Source organism: Eggerthella lenta DSM 2243 (assembly GCF_000024265.1).
Lineage (GTDB): Bacteria > Actinomycetota > Coriobacteriia > Coriobacteriales > Eggerthellaceae > Eggerthella > Eggerthella lenta.
The window spans coordinates 1,520,156-1,535,631 of sequence record NC_013204.1 but is presented as its reverse complement, the minus strand read 5'-3'; the positions used below and the strand labels follow the sequence as shown (position 1 = coordinate 1,535,631).

12 protein-coding genes are annotated in these 15,476 nt (G+C 65.0%); 1 reads left to right on the top strand and 11 read right to left on the bottom strand.

Going from position 1 to position 15,476, the window contains the following annotated elements:
- Both ELEN_RS06375 and ELEN_RS06370 read right to left on the bottom strand, forming a co-directional pair.
- A complete protein-coding gene (locus tag ELEN_RS06375) occupies window positions 1-1,665 on the bottom strand; it encodes a nickel-dependent hydrogenase large subunit (protein WP_009304598.1) in 1,665 nt (554 codons plus the stop codon).
- Window positions 1,666-1,671: 6 nt separating this feature from the next.
- Window positions 1,672-2,904: a hydrogenase small subunit gene (locus ELEN_RS06370; RefSeq protein WP_009304599.1), complete on the bottom strand. Its 1,233-nt coding sequence runs from the start codon at window positions 2,902-2,904 to the stop codon at window positions 1,672-1,674.
- A 343-nt stretch (window positions 2,905-3,247) separates the two neighbouring features.
- On the opposite strand from ELEN_RS06370, the gene pheA reads away from it, so the two are divergent.
- Window positions 3,248-4,099: a prephenate dehydratase gene (gene pheA, locus ELEN_RS06365; protein WP_009304600.1), complete on the top strand. Its 852-nt coding sequence runs from the start codon at window positions 3,248-3,250 to the stop codon at window positions 4,097-4,099.
- A 166-nt stretch (window positions 4,100-4,265) separates the two neighbouring features.
- Here the strand turns inward: pheA and ELEN_RS06360 are convergent, their stop codons facing one another.
- From ELEN_RS06360 to ELEN_RS06320, 9 genes are all read right to left on the bottom strand, one after another.
- Entirely contained in the window at window positions 4,266-4,844 is a 579-nt protein-coding gene (locus ELEN_RS06360; RefSeq protein ID WP_009304601.1) for a manganese efflux pump MntP, read from the bottom strand.
- Window positions 4,845-5,526: 682 nt separating this feature from the next.
- Window positions 5,527-6,825 (bottom strand): IS256 family transposase, encoded by a 1,299-nt coding sequence (locus ELEN_RS06355; RefSeq protein ID WP_227101377.1) that lies wholly within the window; start codon window positions 6,823-6,825, stop codon window positions 5,527-5,529.
- 216 nt (window positions 6,826-7,041) lie between these two features.
- Entirely contained in the window at window positions 7,042-7,917 is an 876-nt protein-coding gene (locus ELEN_RS06350) for an HhH-GPD family protein (protein WP_009304602.1), read from the bottom strand.
- Entirely contained in the window at window positions 7,908-8,468 is a 561-nt protein-coding gene (locus ELEN_RS06345; protein ID WP_015760498.1) for an RrF2 family transcriptional regulator, read from the bottom strand. Before ELEN_RS06345 ends, ELEN_RS06350 begins: the two co-directional genes overlap by 10 nt.
- On the bottom strand, window positions 8,468-10,021 hold the full coding sequence (locus ELEN_RS06340; RefSeq protein ID WP_015760497.1) for a hypothetical protein: 1,554 nt from the start codon (window positions 10,019-10,021) through the stop codon (window positions 8,468-8,470). The genes ELEN_RS06345 and ELEN_RS06340 overlap by 1 nt, the downstream gene beginning before the upstream one ends.
- A 147-nt stretch (window positions 10,022-10,168) precedes the next feature.
- Window positions 10,169-10,888, bottom strand: a complete 720-nt coding sequence (locus ELEN_RS06335; RefSeq protein ID WP_015760496.1) for an HAD family hydrolase — start codon at window positions 10,886-10,888, stop codon at window positions 10,169-10,171.
- A gap of 52 nt (window positions 10,889-10,940) precedes the next feature.
- Window positions 10,941-12,812 (bottom strand): ABC transporter ATP-binding protein, encoded by a 1,872-nt coding sequence (locus ELEN_RS06330; RefSeq protein ID WP_015760495.1) that lies wholly within the window; start codon window positions 12,810-12,812, stop codon window positions 10,941-10,943.
- The gene (locus ELEN_RS06325) at window positions 12,809-14,971 is read right to left on the bottom strand and encodes an ABC transporter ATP-binding protein (RefSeq protein ID WP_015760494.1); all 2,163 of its coding nucleotides are present in this window, start codon (window positions 14,969-14,971) and stop codon (window positions 12,809-12,811) included. The genes ELEN_RS06330 and ELEN_RS06325 overlap by 4 nt, the downstream gene beginning before the upstream one ends.
- Window positions 14,962-15,453 carry a MarR family winged helix-turn-helix transcriptional regulator gene (locus ELEN_RS06320; protein WP_009304608.1) on the bottom strand — a complete coding sequence of 164 codons (492 nt, stop codon included), beginning with the start codon at window positions 15,451-15,453 and terminating at the stop codon, window positions 14,962-14,964. Before ELEN_RS06320 ends, ELEN_RS06325 begins: the two co-directional genes overlap by 10 nt.
- Window positions 15,454-15,476 lie beyond the last annotated feature (23 nt).

The window sequence follows — 15,476 nt, the reverse complement described above, 5'->3', positions numbered from 1 at the left end:
TTACTTCACCCCCCAAGGGCTCGTGACGGTCTCGAAGCTCTTGCCCGTCGCCGGCTCGGTGATGTGCACCGCGCAGGCCGTGCAGGGGTCGAAGCTGTGCACCGTGCGCAGCGCGTTGATCGGCTTCTCGATGTCGCCCACCGGGTTGCCGATAAGCGCCTGCTCCATCGGGCCGTGCTCGCCGCTCTCGTTGATGGGAGCGAGGTTCCACGTCGTCGGGATGATGATCTGATAACCCTCGATCTTGCCGTCCTTGATGCTCTCGGAGTGGTAGAGCGCGCCGCGCGGAGCCTCCCAGAAGCCCGTGCCGGCGCCGGTGATGGTGGACGGCTCGCGGAAGTACTCGCTGTCGCCGCTCTTCAGCGCCTCGATGAGCTCGGCAACCCAGTCCTTCATGAGGCCGGCGATGTAGAGCGTCTCGATCTGGCGAACGGCGGTGCGGCCGAGCGTCGACTGCGCGACCCCGATCTGCCCGGGAGCGCCGAGCGCTTCCAGAAGGCCGTCAACCTGCTCGACCACGAACGGCACGTTGCGCTTGTACGCGGCCAAGACGCGGGAAAGCCCGCCAGCCTCGTAAGGCTTGCCGTCGTAGGCGGGGCACTTGACCCACGTGTAGCGGTCCTCGACGTTGTACTCGGTGTACTCCGGCTCGGTGACGAAGTACGGCGACGTGTACGTGGCATCGCCCTTGTACCAGGAGCGGCCCATGTACTCGGTGATGAGATTCTCCTGCACGTCGGAGAGGTTGAGCTTGTCGTCGATGACGCCCATGGGCAGGTAGCGGTTCGCCATCTGCTCGGTGTAGCTGGCGTAGTCGCCCGGGCCCTCGAACACGCCCCAAGCCACATAGCGGCCGCAGCCCTTTCCCCAGTTCAACGCATCGATGTAGTACGGCGCGATAGCAAGGGTGTCGGGGATCATGGTCGACTCGACCCAGTCGTAAATCTCATCGGCAAGGGCTTTCAACTCGTCAAGCTTCTGATCGGTGGGCACGAAGGCCGTGCCGCCCGGTACCAGCGTCATGACGTGCGGCATCTTTCCGCCGATGATAGCGGAGATCTGCGAAGCCTTGGCCTGCATCGTCAGCGCCTCAAGGTAGTGAGCCGTGCAGATGAGGTCGAGCTCGGGCGGCAGCTGGTAAGCCGTGCCGTCCTCCGCGTCGAACCAGTTGCCGGAGAAGATGGACAGCTGGCCGTTGTCGGCGAAATTCGCCAGACGCTCCTTGAGCGCGACGAAGTCGCTGTTCATGGAGGTGCCTGCAGCCTGAGCAAGGTCGTAAGCGTCCGCCGGATCGGCCTTGAGGGCGTTCAGCGGGTTCACGTAGTCGAGGGCAGCCAGGTTGTAGAACCACAGGATATGGCTGTGCAGGAACTGCGCGCCTTCCAGCAGGTTGCGGATGATGCGCGCGTTGTTCGAGATCTTGATGCCGTAGGCTTTTTCGGCCGCGATAGCGGACGAGTGGGCGTGGGACACCGGGCACACGCCGCAGATGCGCTGCACGATCTGGGCAGCATCCTCGGGCGTGCGGTTCTCGACGACCATCTCCATGCCGCGGAAGCAGCCGCCGGACACCCAGGCATCGGAAACCTTGCCGTTGGTCACTTCCATCTCGACGCGGAGATGGCCTTCGATACGGGTAATCGGGTCGATGACTGAACGAGTCATAAGGGCTTACCTCCCTTCTTTTTTGTCGTCGTTGTTAAGGTCGGCCTCGTCGTACTTGCCGATGGACTTGTCGGGATGCTTCGCGTCCCAGCCGCGCACCTTCTCGAAGTCGGCGCCGCCGTCCATGCGGCCGGTGATCTTCATGCCGAAACCGTGCACCACGAGGGCCGCGGCAAGAATGCCGGTGATGCCGAGCGCGATAGTGCCGGGCTGAACCATCCAGTCGCCGATGCGCAGGTCGCGATGACGCTTGTAGAACGGGGTGTTGACCTCGACCCAGTTATGGCCGGGATCGTTCGGGTTGGCCTCGCAGCATCCGATGCAGGGAGCGCCGGACTGCACGCACCAGCTGCGACGGTTGTTCCACATGGTCACGCCGCAGTTCGCCTTCGTCTGAGGTCCGCGGCAGCCAAGCGGGTACAGGCAGTATCCCTTGGCCTCTTCCTCGGAGCCGAACTTGTACACGAACTCGCCGTTCTCGAAGTGGCCGCGGCGCTCGCAGTTGTCGTGGATCGTCTGGTCGAAGATGCCGGCAGGCTTGTCCTCGCTGTTGAGCGCGGGAAGCTTCTCAAGGAAGATCACGTCCGCCAGCACGGCCACGAGCCACTCGGGGTTGGCCGGGCAACCGGGAACGTTCACAACCGGCGTGTTGATGCCGGCCTTCTTCAGGAACGCCTGCACGCCGAGCGCACCCGCCTGGTTGGGATGAGCGCCCATCCAGCCGCCGTTGACCGCGCAGGAACCCAGCGCGACTACGGCGTTGGCTTTCTCGGCAGCCTCGATCAGATGCTCCGTACCGGGCTTGTCGGCGACGCGCAGAGCCTGGCCTCCCCAGCCTTCCAGCACAGCTCCCTCGTACACGAGGATGTAATTGCCGGCCTCGATCGTCTGCTCCTTGGCCTCCTCCATCGACCAGCCGGCTGCCGCCGACAGGGTCTCGGAGTAGTTGAGCGAGATCATGTCCAGCACGATCGAAGCCGCATCCGGCGTCTCGACCTGCGCAAACGACTCGGTACAACCCGTGCACGACGCGCCCTCGATCCAGATAACCGGATACAGCTTGCCCTTCGTTGCGCCGATCACAGATTTCTCGAGGGCCTGCGCCACGCGCGGCGCAGCGAGCTCGGACAATCCGGCCGCGACCGCAACGGCGCCGCAGAGCTTCATGAAGCTGCGGCGGCTGACGCCGCGCGCGGAAAGCATGTTCTGAAACTCTGAAACTGTGGCCTCTGTTTCCATGTGCACACCTCCTCAGGTGCTCTCGTCTTCCAATGCTTGCTGATTCAGTATTTTCCACGACTCCAGAATTAAAACGAACAGCGAGGGCGCGAGCGCAACGTTTGACCCGCAAGTGGCTGAAAAATGTTACGCATCAACATCCACGTAACATGAGTTATACACTTGATTAGCTACTTTATGCATTTTCATGCAGGGGGATACTTTTTTCGCCCCTCTCTATGCATACCGCTAACAGGTGAGAACTCCCGTTGGTTTCTCGTTCACCGCCGTTCATCTTGTCGTGAAGACGGGTATGATAGCACAAGCACGAATAACCGAGAACCCCGATAGAAGGATTGGACCCATGGCTTCAACCGAACCCGTATTCGCCTACCTCGGCCCTGCCGGAACCTACACCGACGAAGCCGCGCGCGCGTTCGCAGCCCGCCTCGGCATCGACGAGCCAAACCTGTTCGAGTGCGCCTCGTTCGACGAAGTGTTCGACTGCGTCGATCGCGGCAAATGCGAGTTCGGCGTGGTGGCGAAGGAGAACTCGCTCGAAGGGTCCGTCACGGCCACGCTGGACAACTTCTCCTTCAAAAGCTCGGCCACCATCCTCGGCGAAGAGGTCATCGACATCCACCATTGCCTTGTCATGCACCCCGACGCGAAGATCGAGGACGTTGCCACGGTGGCCTCGCACGCCCAGGGGCTCGCGCAGTGCCGCCGCTTCCTGAGCGAGCGCCTACCGGGCAGGTCCACCATCACCACGTCGTCCACCGCCGAGAGCGCGCGGCTGGTCATGGAGAACCCGCGCGTCGCGGGTATCGCCAACGCGTTCGCGGCCGAGCTGTACGGCGCGCGCGTCGAGGAGCGCGAGATCGAGGATCATTTCGGGAATCAGACGTCGTTCGCGCTCATCGGCCGCCAGGGGCATCCCCCCGTGTTCACCGGCGATCGCTACAAGACCTCGCTCGCGCTGTTCTTGCAGGTGGACCGCGCCGGCACGCTGAACATGATCCTGTCGGAGTTCGCCTACGCGGGCATCAACCTGTCGATGATCCAGTCGCGCCCTACCAAGCAGGCGCTCGGCGACTACATGTTCTTCATCGAGTTCAAGGAGAACGTGAACGACCTTGCCGTGCAGACCGCGCTCAACTGCCTGCGCCTCAAGCTGCGCGAGGTCAAGGTGCTGGGAAGCTATCCTATTATGTAGCCAACCTGCGCGGCGCGAAGCGGCGCGGGACGCCCAGTCGCTCAAACAGTCCTCGCTTCGCTGCGGAACTCGCTTGGTGGGAGCCCCGCGCCGCTTCGCGTCCTGAGTTCGGCGAGAAAAGCGAGACGAAGAAGGTAAAAGACGGAGTCTACGTCTCGTCCGGCTTCTAGAAGGCTATGATCCCCAGGTGTTCCAGCAGGATCTTGAGGCCGATGAGGATGAGGACGATGCCGCCGGCGACGGTGGCGGGCTTCTCGTAGCGGGCGCCGAAGCGGTGGCCCACGGCAACGCCGACGATGGACAGGGCGAACGTCGTGACGCCGATCAGCCCCACGGACGTGAGGATGTCCACGCGCAAGAACGCGAACGTGATGCCCACGGCCAGCGCGTCGATGCTCGTGGCGACGGCGAGCATCACGAGCTCGCGCAGGTCGAGCTTGCCGTCAGCCGGGCAGGACAGCTCCTCGTCGTCCTCATGGAAGGCGTCCCACAGCATCTTCCCGCCGATGAGGGCCAAAAGCACGAAGGCGATCCAATGATCCACCGGCGTGATGAACTGCTCGAACTGCGTGCCCAGCGCCCATCCGACAAGCGGCATGAGCGCCTGGAAGCCGCCGAAGAACAGCGCGACGACCGTCGCCTGGCGCAGGTTGAGCCGCTTCATGCACAGGCCTTTGCATACCGACACGGCGAACGCATCCATCGACAAACCGATCGCCAGCAACAACAGCTCCACGAATCCCATGGGTTTTCCTCTCGTCCGCTTGCGGCTCCCCTGGCCGCCCCGCACTCCACGGTTTGGGCATAAAAATACCGGCGTGCGCGCCGGCTGCATGATGAGCGGTGCGACGCGTGCGCCACACCGCGAGTCTTGTCGTTTAAGGTTGCGCCAGCTTCGAGCGGAAGCAGCATGTTGACGCAGCCGCCTCGTTCAAGGCCGACTACTCCCCCACGGGATGCGGCATATTCTAACACATGAAAGTCAAGAATCGTATGCAAGAATCATGCAAGAAACGCTATTTCGCGCACAAGAAACTATCGAGGAGCAATGCGTACGCGATTGAATAGGGAGAGTCCGCCCGGCGGCACTCGGTAGGTCGCGCGGCGCGCTGCATAGATTCAGCTCGCTCGACCATGCGCTCCGATCGCGGCGGGAAGCCCGGCGAGATTGGGCGCGAATCAGCCCCCATGACAATCTCGAGACCTGTTTTGCATGCCGTCCGATCAGGATCACGTGCAAAACCCCAGGTGGGTACTATTCAGCGAGCTTCTCGTAACCTGATTCCGCCGTCAGGATTGCCATGGGTACCGTTTTGCGTCCAAAGCGCTCGAAAACGCCGCCCTGCAAGAAAAGGATGGCCGCGTCCCGAATCGTGGTGTATCAGGGCCATCGCCGGAGAATCGCCGGCACCCTTGCGAGGTGAATCTTAGCCTTCGTCCTCCTTCGGGTCAATGGCGCTCCCTATGATCTTGCGCGCCGCCTCGCGGGCGGCGAGCACCTCGGCCTCGCCGGGGGCCTCGCGCTCCTGGGCCTTCCAGGCGTGCGCGAGCGAGGGCCTGGAGATGACGCAGCGCGCCGACCACTCCTCGTCGGCCTCGATGAGCGCCGCTCCCACCAGGCGGATGAGCGACTCGCGCGAGGGGAACCCCTGCACGACGCGCGTCCTGCGCTTGATCTCGCGGTTGGCCCTCTCCTGGACGTTGTTGGTGCGGATCTTGGTGCGGTGCGTGGCCGGGAACGCCAGGTAGGCGAGCGCCGCCTCCTCGGCCTCCAAGAGCACGTTTCCGGCCGCCCTCGAGATCTTCAGCACCTCCTCGGTCGCCTCTTGGTAGCACGCCCGCACGAGGACGGGGCTCTTCTGCGCGAAGACGGCCTTCATGGCCTCGCGCGCCTTTCTCTGGTCGTCCTTCCTGTGGATGCGGCCCGCCACGTTGCGCATGAGGTGCGTGACGCAGCGCTGCCAGGCCGCTCCTTGGAACGTCTCGGCTATCGCCTTCGCGAGCCCTTCGTGGGCGTCCGAGACGACGAGGCGCACGCCGTCGACGCCGCGCGCCCTCAGGCCGGAGAGGAACGCCTTCCACCCGGCGTGGCTCTCCGTGTCCACGCAGTCCACGCCGACGAAGCGCTTGTGGCCCGTGTCGTCGAGCCCGATCGCGGTCACGACGGCCTGGGACGCCGAGCGCCCCTCCACGCGGCACTTCACGTAGGTGGCGTCGAGCCACAGGTAGGCGAAGCGCACCCCGTCGAAGCGCTGCCTCCTGAACGCGTCCACCTCGGCGTCCAGGCACTCGCACAGGCGCGACACCTGCGACTTCGACATCGACCTCACGCCGAGCTCGCCCGCGACGGCCTCCACCTTGCGCGTCGATATCCCCATGACGTACATCTCGGCCACCGCCGCGACGAGCGCCCGGTCCACCCTGCAGTAGCGCTCGATCAGGTCCTCGGGGAAGAACGAGCCTCGGCGCAGCTTCGGAATCTTGAGGGTGACGTCGCCCGCGGCGGTCGAGAGCCCCCGCTCCCGGTAGCCGTTGCGCGAGTTGACGCGCCCCTCGTCGCGCTCCCCGTAGGGGGCGTTGCACGCCTCGTCGGCCTTCGCCGACATCGCGGCGTTCGCCAGGAGCTCGAGCATCCTGCGCCCGAAGGCCTGCAGGTCGGTGCATTCCTCGAGGATCGCGAACGCGAGCCCCTTCACTTCGGGGTCGTTGAATAGTAGAGTGTCCATAGCGGGCATCGCCTTCCTTCGAATCTGTCTTTTGTGGTGATTGACGATTCTAGACGATGTCCGTTTTTCTCGGGCAGGCTTCGCCCGCCCTCCAGAAACGGATTGATACACCAACTTTCGGGACGCTACCAAAAGGATTCGACCGCATGCCATCCCAAGCGCGGACCGGAACCGGAGGAGGGCAAAGAATGCAACCTCCCGCCGCAGCGGGCCCCGTCAGGCGAAGAACGCGCCGCCCTCTCGGCGGAAGAAGCCTTCGGACACGAGGTCGGCCACGATGGACTCGAACGTGGCCGCGTCCACGCCGTCGCGCCCGGCGGCGCGCTCGAAGGCGTCGAGGCGCTCGGCCAGCTCGTCGGCGCCGATGCCCGGCTCGGCCAGCACGACGCGCACGAGCTCGGCGCGCTTCTGCCGCCGCGAGCCCTCGAAGGCCGACTGGCGCGCGTAGTGGGCGCTGCGCCGCGAAGGGTTCGCCACGAGCGTCTTAAGGTGCGCGCCGTAATCGAGCAGCGCGTAGTACCAGGCCCGGGCGTCGTCCTCAGGACAGGTGGACGCAACAAGCGGCGCCAGCTCGCGGTCGGAAACCTTGTCGCGGTCGGGGAACAGCTCGTGCAGGAACACCGTGCGCACGTTCGTCTCGATGTACACGGAGGGGCGGTTGTAGGCGAACGCCATAACGCCCGCCGCCGTGGCCGGACCGATGCCCGGAAGCGTTTCCAGCTCCTCAGCCGTGTCGGGCAGCAGCCCTCCCCGCTCGGCCGAACACGTCTCGGCCGCCCGCTTGAGCGCGAGCGCGCGGCGATTGTACCCCAGCCCCTGCCACTGCGCCAGCACGTCGGCCGTGCCTGCGGCCGCCAGGGAGTCGATGGTGGGAAACAGCGACAGGAAGCGCGTCCAGTGCTTCTCGACGCGAGCCACCTGAGTCTGCTGCAGCATGACCTCGCTCACCAGCACGGCGTACGGGTCGTCGATGTAACGCCAGGGCAGGTCGCGATGCAGCCGAGCGCCCTCGCGGCGCACAAGCTCCACGAACTCGTCGCGCCCGAGCGCCTCGGACGGCCACGCAACCGAGCCGGAACCCGCTATGCGCACGATTCGCACGCGCTCGCGTCGTCGGCTTCGGGAGCTTCCGCGGCAATGCGCGGCGTGGGCGCGGCGCATTGCGCAGCGCAGCGGACGGCGGCCGGAACCGCGTCTGAGTCCTTCGCCTTCGCCATAGCGGCTTCCACCACCGGATGCGACGCCCCCTGCTCGATGAGGTCCTTGAGCGTGATAGCGCCGAAGTAGGCGTTCAGCAGCCGATCGGCTCCCTGCCACAGCTTGTTGTAGGCGCAGTCCTTCTGTTTGTCGCAGTAAGCGGGATCCATCACGCACAGCGAGATGCTCACCGGCCCCTGAACCGCCTCGAGCACTTCCAGCAGGGTCACGGCGGCCGGATCGCAGTTGAGCGCGAGCCCGCCGCGAGCTCCGCGTACCGTCTTGATGAGCCCGCCCTTCACCAGGTCGTGCTGGATGCTGCGCGCGAAGGCGTAGGGAATGTCCTCCTGCTCGGCGATGTCGGACACCGAAACATAGGCCTCCCCGCTCTTGTAGGCGGCCCTCAGTATCCGGCAAGCATAGTCGCAGCGGCGCGTGACGTCCATCAGTTCCCCTCTTCCCTGTCGAGCAGGTCTTCCAGATGCTCCAGCTCGCGCCTGAAGTCGCTGACGACCGCCTCCTCGAGTGCGCGGTACTCGTCGGAATCGAGCGGCTGGTAGGCCGCCAGCTTGTCGTACAGGTTGTCCGCCGTCACCGGCAGGTAGCGGCGCGCGACGAGGCTGGCCTTGTAAGCCTCCTCGATGGCCTCGCGGGCGGCCATGTACATGTCGTAGCGCGGCATCTGCGCCGAATAGCGCACAAGCGATGCACGGTCGATGCCGCGCAGGGACGGATGCTCGCGGGCTATCTCCATCCAGATGTCGTCGCGCTCGGACACCGTGGGAAAGTCGATGTCGATCACCGACAGCGGCTCCAGGAGGTCGAAGAAGAACGGGTCGATCTCCCCCGCCTCGGACGAGGAGGCCAGCACGAACACGTCGGGGTTCTCCACCGCCGAGCGGATGAGGCTGATGGCCTCGCGCGCGCCCCGCGACAGGCTGGCCATGATGAACCCGCCCAGATCGTCGCCGGCCGACTCCACCATGGGCGACATCCACAGATCCAGGTCCTCCAGCATGAGCACGCCCGCGCCCTCGAAGGCGTTGCGCGCCGCGTTGAGCTTCGGCTGGCGGTCGGCCTGCGCCATGACGCACAGCACCGGCATCCCCTGAAGGTTCTCCTCCATGTGCATGCGGATGGCCGGCAGCCCCAGCTCGCCCAGCGTGGCCGCCATGAATCGGTTCGCGTCCTCGCGCGCCGGAGAACGGAACAGCAGCGCGTCGGAGGCCGGCATGCGGTCCAAGCCGTGGCGCGCGTTCAGCAGCTCCACCAGCTCTTGGAAGCGCTCGTCGTGCTGCATGCCCACCCCGAAGTCGCGCATGAGCTTCACGGTCTCGTCGTAGCCCACGAGCTCGCGATACGTTATGTTCTCGAGGGACGACACCACCGCATGAGCGTCGGCATCGTCGCCGCATGCCTGGATGGCCTCGGCGAGCGACTTCTGCACCTCGGAGACGGACGGAGCCTTTTCGCCCTCCTCGCCGCCCTCGTCCGCCGCGGCGCTCTGAGCGGCCTGCGGCGCAGCCTCGGCGACGCACGCCGAAGACGGCTCGGTGACGTGCTCCACCCGCATGAGGCGCGCGGCATCGAAGCCCAGGAAGTCCTGGGAGATCATGTCGGTCATGTCCTCCAGGTCCTCACGCGAAAGGCCGTACTCCTCCAGCTTGTCGAGCGCGAGGCTCTGCAGCTGCTCGGCGCAAGCCGCGGCCTCGTCCGAGGACAGGTAGGGCTCGAGGCGCTCGAACGCGTATTCGGCGATGGAGCGCTCCTTGAGCTTGCAGGCCAGCTGCCAGGCCTGCTTCAGGCCCTCGAGCGCCGCTTCGTCGACGGCGGAGCCTTCGCCGTGCTGCGCGCGCTCGAACGCCGCCAGGTACAGATGCATGCCGAGGACCGCGTCGCCCGAAGCGCACGCCTGGGAAGCGAGCCGCAGGTACTCGGTCGAGGAATTGCTATGCTCGTCGTTCTGGCTGGGCGAGCTGTTCGCATCGTTCTCAAACATGGACCCAACCTCCTTTTCGATGTGATCGCACGTCGCGAGAAAATGACTATGTCCAGGTCACATTTTACCCAAGAAGAAAGCCCCCGCATAGGCCGAACCGCAAAAACCCCAAAACGTAAGCAACCCGAAGGGTATGAGCGCAAGGCTCTACCAGTCGAGGATCTCCCAGCCCTTTTCGCGCGCGGTGCGGGCGAGCGGCCGATCAGGCGACACGGCGCGGGGGTGCTCCGCGGCCGACAGCACGGCGCGGTCGGAATGATGGTCGCCGTACGCGTAGGCGAGCTCCCAGTTGCCCGGCCCGAAACGGCTGTCGCCGAAGCGGCGCACGGCAGCCAGCTTCTCCTCCCCCTCCACCGGCAGACCCTCCACCGCGCGGGTGTAGGTGCCGTCGGTGGCCACGCTCATGCGCGTGGATATCTGGTTGTCGAACGGATGGCGCTCCATGGCGCGCAGGATGATAGGCTCGAACGTGGCCGAGATGACCACCACGGTGTCCCCCGCCTCGGCGTGGGCGCGCATGGCGGCATCCGCCTCGGGCCTGAACAGCGGCGCGATGCGCTCGTCGTAGAACTCGGCGAGGAAGGCGTCCACCTCGGCGGCGGGCTTGCCCTCGAACGCCGTGAACACGAGACCGCGCACGGCCGCCTCGTTCTGCGGCAGGCGCAGCTTGTAGGCGGCCGCCCACAGAAGGATGCGGAAGACGACTCGCTTCTTCAGCATCTTGCGACGCAGAAGGTGGCTGACCAGCAGCACGGGCGAGTTGCCCGCGATGCTGGTGCCGTCGAAGTCGAACACGGCAAGGCGCGCCTTGCCTTCAGGCGCGCCTTGCATCTGCGCTGATGCGCTCTCAGTTCCCGTTGCGGGCATACGTCGCTGTTCCCATTCCCTGAGCGAGGGGGCGAAGACGCGCCCGTATGCGCTAGTCCTCCACCTCGTCAATCGTCTCGGTGAACTGAGAATTATACAACTCCGCGTAGAAACCGCCAAGCGCCAGCAGTTCCTCGTGCGTGCCCTGCTCCACGATGTCGCCGTCGCGGATGACGAGGATGAGATCCGCGCTCTTGATGGTGGACAGGCGATGCGCGATGACGAACGAGGTGCGCCCGGCCATGAGGTTGTCCATGGCCTTCTGGATACGCTCCTCGGTGCGCGTGTCCACCGAGCTGGTGGCCTCGTCGAGGATGAGCATGCGGCGGTCGGCCAGGATGGCGCGCGCGATGGTCAGCAGCTGGCGCTGGCCCTGGCTGATGTTGCTGGCGTCCTCGTTGATCTCGGTGTCGTAGCCCTGCGGCAGCGTCTGGATGAAGTGGTTGACGTAGGCCGCCTTCGCCGCCGCCTCCACCTCCTCGTCGGTGGCGTCCAGCTTGCCGTAGCGGATGTTGTCGCGAATGGTGCCGTGGAACAGCCACGTGTCCTGCAGCACCATGCCGAACAGGCTGCGCAGATCGTCGCGCGCGAAATCGCGGATGTCCGTGCCGCCGATCTTGATGCAGCCCGACTGCACGTCGTAGAAGCGCATGAGCAGCTTGACCATGGTGGTCTTGCCGGCGCCCGTGGGGCCGACCAGCGCGACGGTCTGGCCTTCCGACACCTGGGCCGAGAAGTCCTTGATCACCGGCTTCTCCGGATCGTAGCCGAAGCGCACGTGGTCGAACTGCACGTTGCACTCCACGTCGGCGGTACGGGCGGTCGCATGGTCGGGCTCCTCCTCGGGCGCGTCGAGGAACTCAAAGATGCGCTCGGCGGCCGCGGCCATCTGCTGCAGCACGTTGGACACCTGCGTGAGCTGGGTGATGGGCTGCGTGAAGTTCTTCACGTACTGGATGAACGCCTGGATGTCGCCCACCGTGATGACGCCTTGCACGGCCAGGAAGCTGCCGGCGATGGCGACGGCCACGTAGCCCAGGTTGCCGACGAACGTCATGATAGGCTGCATGAGGCCGCTGAAGAACTGCGACTTCCACGCCGACCCGTACAGCTTCGCGTTCGTCTCGTTGAAGCGGTCGACCGTGCCGTCCTCGCGGTTGAACGCCTTCACGATAGCGTGACCCGAGAACGTCTCCTCCACGATGCCGTTGATCTTGCCGAGCGTGCGCTGCTGCGCCACGAAGTACTTCTGCGAGCGCTTCACCACCACCATGATGAGCACGACGGAAACCGGAAGAATGACCACGGTGATCAGCGTCATGAGCGGGTTGATGGACAGCATCATGATGAGCACGCCGATGATGGTGGTCACCGACGTGATGAGCTGGGTGACGCCCTGGTTCAGGCTCTGGCCCAGCGTGTCCACGTCGTTCGTGATGCGCGACAGGGTGTCGCCCACGCTCGTGCGCTCGAAGTAGCCCATGGGCATGCGGTCGATCTTGTCGGCGATGGCGCCGCGCAGCTGGTAGCACGTGCGCTGCGAAACCGAGCTCATGATCCAGCCCTGCACGAACGAGCATGCCGCGGACAGCAGGTACAGACCCAGCGTGAACACGAGGATCCGCGCGATCGCGTCGAAGTCGATGCCGCCCGAGCCGTCGATCTTCGCCACGATGCCGTTGAACAGCTCGGTAGTGGCCGTGGACAGCACCTTCGGCCCCACGATGTTGAAGATGGTGGAGCCCACGGCAAACACGAGCACCACCACGATGGCTGCCTTGAAACGGCCCATGAAGGCGATCAGCTTGGCAAGCGTTCCCTTGAGGTTCTTCGGCTTCTCGCCGGGCATCATGCGCCCGCCGGGACCGTGGCCCATGGGTCCGCGGCGAGGTTCCTGCGCCTGGGCGTTCTCCTGCGCGCTCATGCCGCATCACCTCCGTTCAGCTCGGCTTCCGACAGCTGGGACATCGCGATCTCCCGATACTCCTCGCAGGTTTCCATCAGCTCCTCGTGCGTGCCCTGGCCCACGATGCGGCCGTCGTCCAGCACCACGATGCGGTCGGCATGCAGCACCGTCGAGATGCGCTGCGCCACGATGACCACGGTCTTGCCGCCCAGGCGCGTGTGCAGCTCCTGGCGCAGCGCGGCGTCGGTCTTGTAGTCGAGCGCCGAGAAGCTGTCGTCGAACAGGTAGGCGCGCGCCTCGGTGGCCAGCGCGCGGGCGATGGCCAGGCGCTGGCGCTGGCCGCCCGACACGTTCGAGCCGCCTTGCGACACGCGCGTGCCCAGGCCTTCCTCCTTCGAGGCGACGAACTCCGACGCCTGGGCGATGTCGACGGCCTCCCTGATGCGGTCGACGGGCATCCCCTCGTCCGCGTAGGCCACGTTCGACTCGATGGTGCCTGAGAACAGAAACGCCTTCTGCGGCACGTAGCCCAGCTGCTCGCGCAGCGCCTGCTGCGTGACGTCGCGCACATCCACGCCGTCGATGGTGACCGAGCCCTCCGTCACGTCGTAGAAGCGCTCGATGAGCTTGATGACCGTCGACTTGCCCGATCCGGTGGAGCCGATGAGCGCCGTGGTCTTGCCGGACTCGGCCGTGAAGTCGATGTGCTCGAGCACGCATTCCTTCGAATCGCCGTAGCGGAAGCTCACATCGTTGAAGGCGATGGTCGCGCCCTCGTCCGAGCGGCGCAGCTCGGCGTCGCGGGCCTTGTCGGCGGCCGGGTCGCAGATGGTGGGCTTTGTTTCCAGCACCTCGTTCACGCGCTGGGCCGCCACGTCGGCGCGCGGCAGCATGATGGAGATCATGCCGATCATGAGGAAGCCCATGATGATGACCATCGCGTAGGTGATGAACGCGATGAGGTCGCCCGTCTGGATGGTGCCGTTGTCGATGTAGCTGCCGCCCACCCATACGATAAGCACCGACACGCCGTTCATGATGAGCATCATCAGGGGCATCATGAACGTCATGACGCGGTTCGTGAACAGCTGCGTCTTCATGAGCTTGGTGGAAGCCTCGTCGAAGCGCTTCTCCTCGTAGGGCTGGCGGTCGAACGCGCGGATGACGGGCAGGCCCGTGAGGATCTCGCGCGACACGAGGTTCACGCGGTCGATGAGGGTCTGCATGATCTGGAACTTGGGCAGCGCCACGCGCATCAGCACCATGATGAGCACGAAGATGACCGCCACGGCCAAGATGATGATCCAGCTCATGGCGAGGTTCGTGCGCGAAACCATGATGATGCCGCCGATGGCGAGGATGGGCGCGTACAGCACCATGCGCAGCAGCATGACGGTGACCATCTGCACCAGCTGGATGTCGTTCGTGCCGCGCGTGATGAGCGAGGCGGCCGAGAAGCTTTGCACCTCGGCGTCCGAGAACGACACCACGCGGCGGAACAGCTTCGAGCGCAGCGTGGCGCCCACCTTCGCGGCCGTGCGCGAGGCGATGAAGCCCACGAGCACGGCCGCGACCATGCCGAGGGCGGCAAGCCCCAACATCAAAAGGCCGATGCGCACGAGGTAGCCCATCTGCATGTCGGACAGATTGTAGCCGAGCGACTCGTACTCCGCCTTGGCGGCGGCGATGGCCTGCTGGTCGACGATGGAGTCGCCCATGTCCCCCATATGCTGCTTGGCCTCGTCCAGCATATCGAGGATCTTCTGCTTGTCGATAGCGCCGGCCTCGTAGGCCTGCATCACCTGGCCGAGGTCGAGGTCGGGGATCTGGCTGGAATAATGGATGGCAACCAGCGGCAGGGCCACCATGCGGTCGAGCTCCTCCTGCTCCTTCTTGCCCTGGTCGTTGAGCTTGTACGTGCCGTCGTCCGTCTCGGTGTAAGCGTCGCGGAACGTCTGCTCGTCGTCGACCGGAAGCATCATAGCGATCTCGTCATGGGTCTTGGCCGTCATCTCGTCGGTGGCCGCATGCTCCACGCCGGACTGCTGGATGCCCACATCGACGATATCGGACGTGTAGTGCGGCAGCGCCAGGTCGGTGAACGCCTGCACGACGAGCAGGCACACGATGAGCAGCACGGCCACCTTGCAGTTCTTCAGATAGCGAATTATGCGCACGGCGCCTCATCTCCTTCCGCGCGGCTCTTGCACGTCGCCTCAGGATCCAGCTCGTGGAACTCGACCACTTTGCGCAGGATGCGAACGAGATGCCGCATGTCCTCGATACCCACGTGCTCCATGACCGCGTCCATGTGCTCGTCGCGCAAACGTCTGCCCTCGGCGGCGAAGCGCTCGCCCTCTTCGGTGAGGCTTACCGACACGGCGCGGTAATCGCCGCTTGCGCGGTGCCGCTCGATGAGGCCCTTCTCCTCGAGGGTCTTGAACGTCTGGGACAACGCGCTCGGCGTCGTGTGCGTCAGCTCCGCGACGCGACCCGGCCTGACGTCCTCGCACGTATGTTGAAGAGCGCTGACCGTCATCATCGTGCGCGCCTCGGACGGCGTCACGCCTTCGGGCGTTGGCGGCGTGAACCGCTCGCGCCGTGAGCGCTGCATAAGCTCGTACAGCTCGCGTTTCGTCTCATTGAACGAATCCGTCATCTCATCTTCCTTGCCTTCGATTC

What these genes read in the sequence shown, in the direction of transcription:
- ELEN_RS06345 (WP_015760498.1), bottom strand. Translation starts at nt 8,468, where the DNA reads ATGGACGTCACGCGCCGCTGCGACTATGCTTGCCGGATACTGAGGGCC.
- ELEN_RS06340 (WP_015760497.1), bottom strand. Translation starts at nt 10,021, where the DNA reads ATGTTTGAGAACGATGCGAACAGCTCGCCCAGCCAGAACGACGAGCAT.
- pheA (WP_009304600.1), top strand. Translation starts at nt 3,248, where the DNA reads ATGGCTTCAACCGAACCCGTATTCGCCTACCTCGGCCCTGCCGGAACC.
- ELEN_RS06370 (WP_009304599.1), bottom strand. Translation starts at nt 2,904, where the DNA reads ATGGAAACAGAGGCCACAGTTTCAGAGTTTCAGAACATGCTTTCCGCG.
- ELEN_RS06320 (WP_009304608.1), bottom strand. Translation starts at nt 15,453, where the DNA reads ATGACGGATTCGTTCAATGAGACGAAACGCGAGCTGTACGAGCTTATG.
- ELEN_RS06375 (WP_009304598.1), bottom strand. Translation starts at nt 1,665, where the DNA reads ATGACTCGTTCAGTCATCGACCCGATTACCCGTATCGAAGGCCATCTC.
- ELEN_RS06355 (WP_227101377.1), bottom strand. Translation starts at nt 6,825, where the DNA reads ATGGACACTCTACTATTCAACGACCCCGAAGTGAAGGGGCTCGCGTTC.
- ELEN_RS06335 (WP_015760496.1), bottom strand. Translation starts at nt 10,888, where the DNA reads ATGCCCGCAACGGGAACTGAGAGCGCATCAGCGCAGATGCAAGGCGCG.
- ELEN_RS06330 (WP_015760495.1), bottom strand. Translation starts at nt 12,812, where the DNA reads ATGAGCGCGCAGGAGAACGCCCAGGCGCAGGAACCTCGCCGCGGACCC.
- ELEN_RS06360 (WP_009304601.1), bottom strand. Translation starts at nt 4,844, where the DNA reads ATGGGATTCGTGGAGCTGTTGTTGCTGGCGATCGGTTTGTCGATGGAT.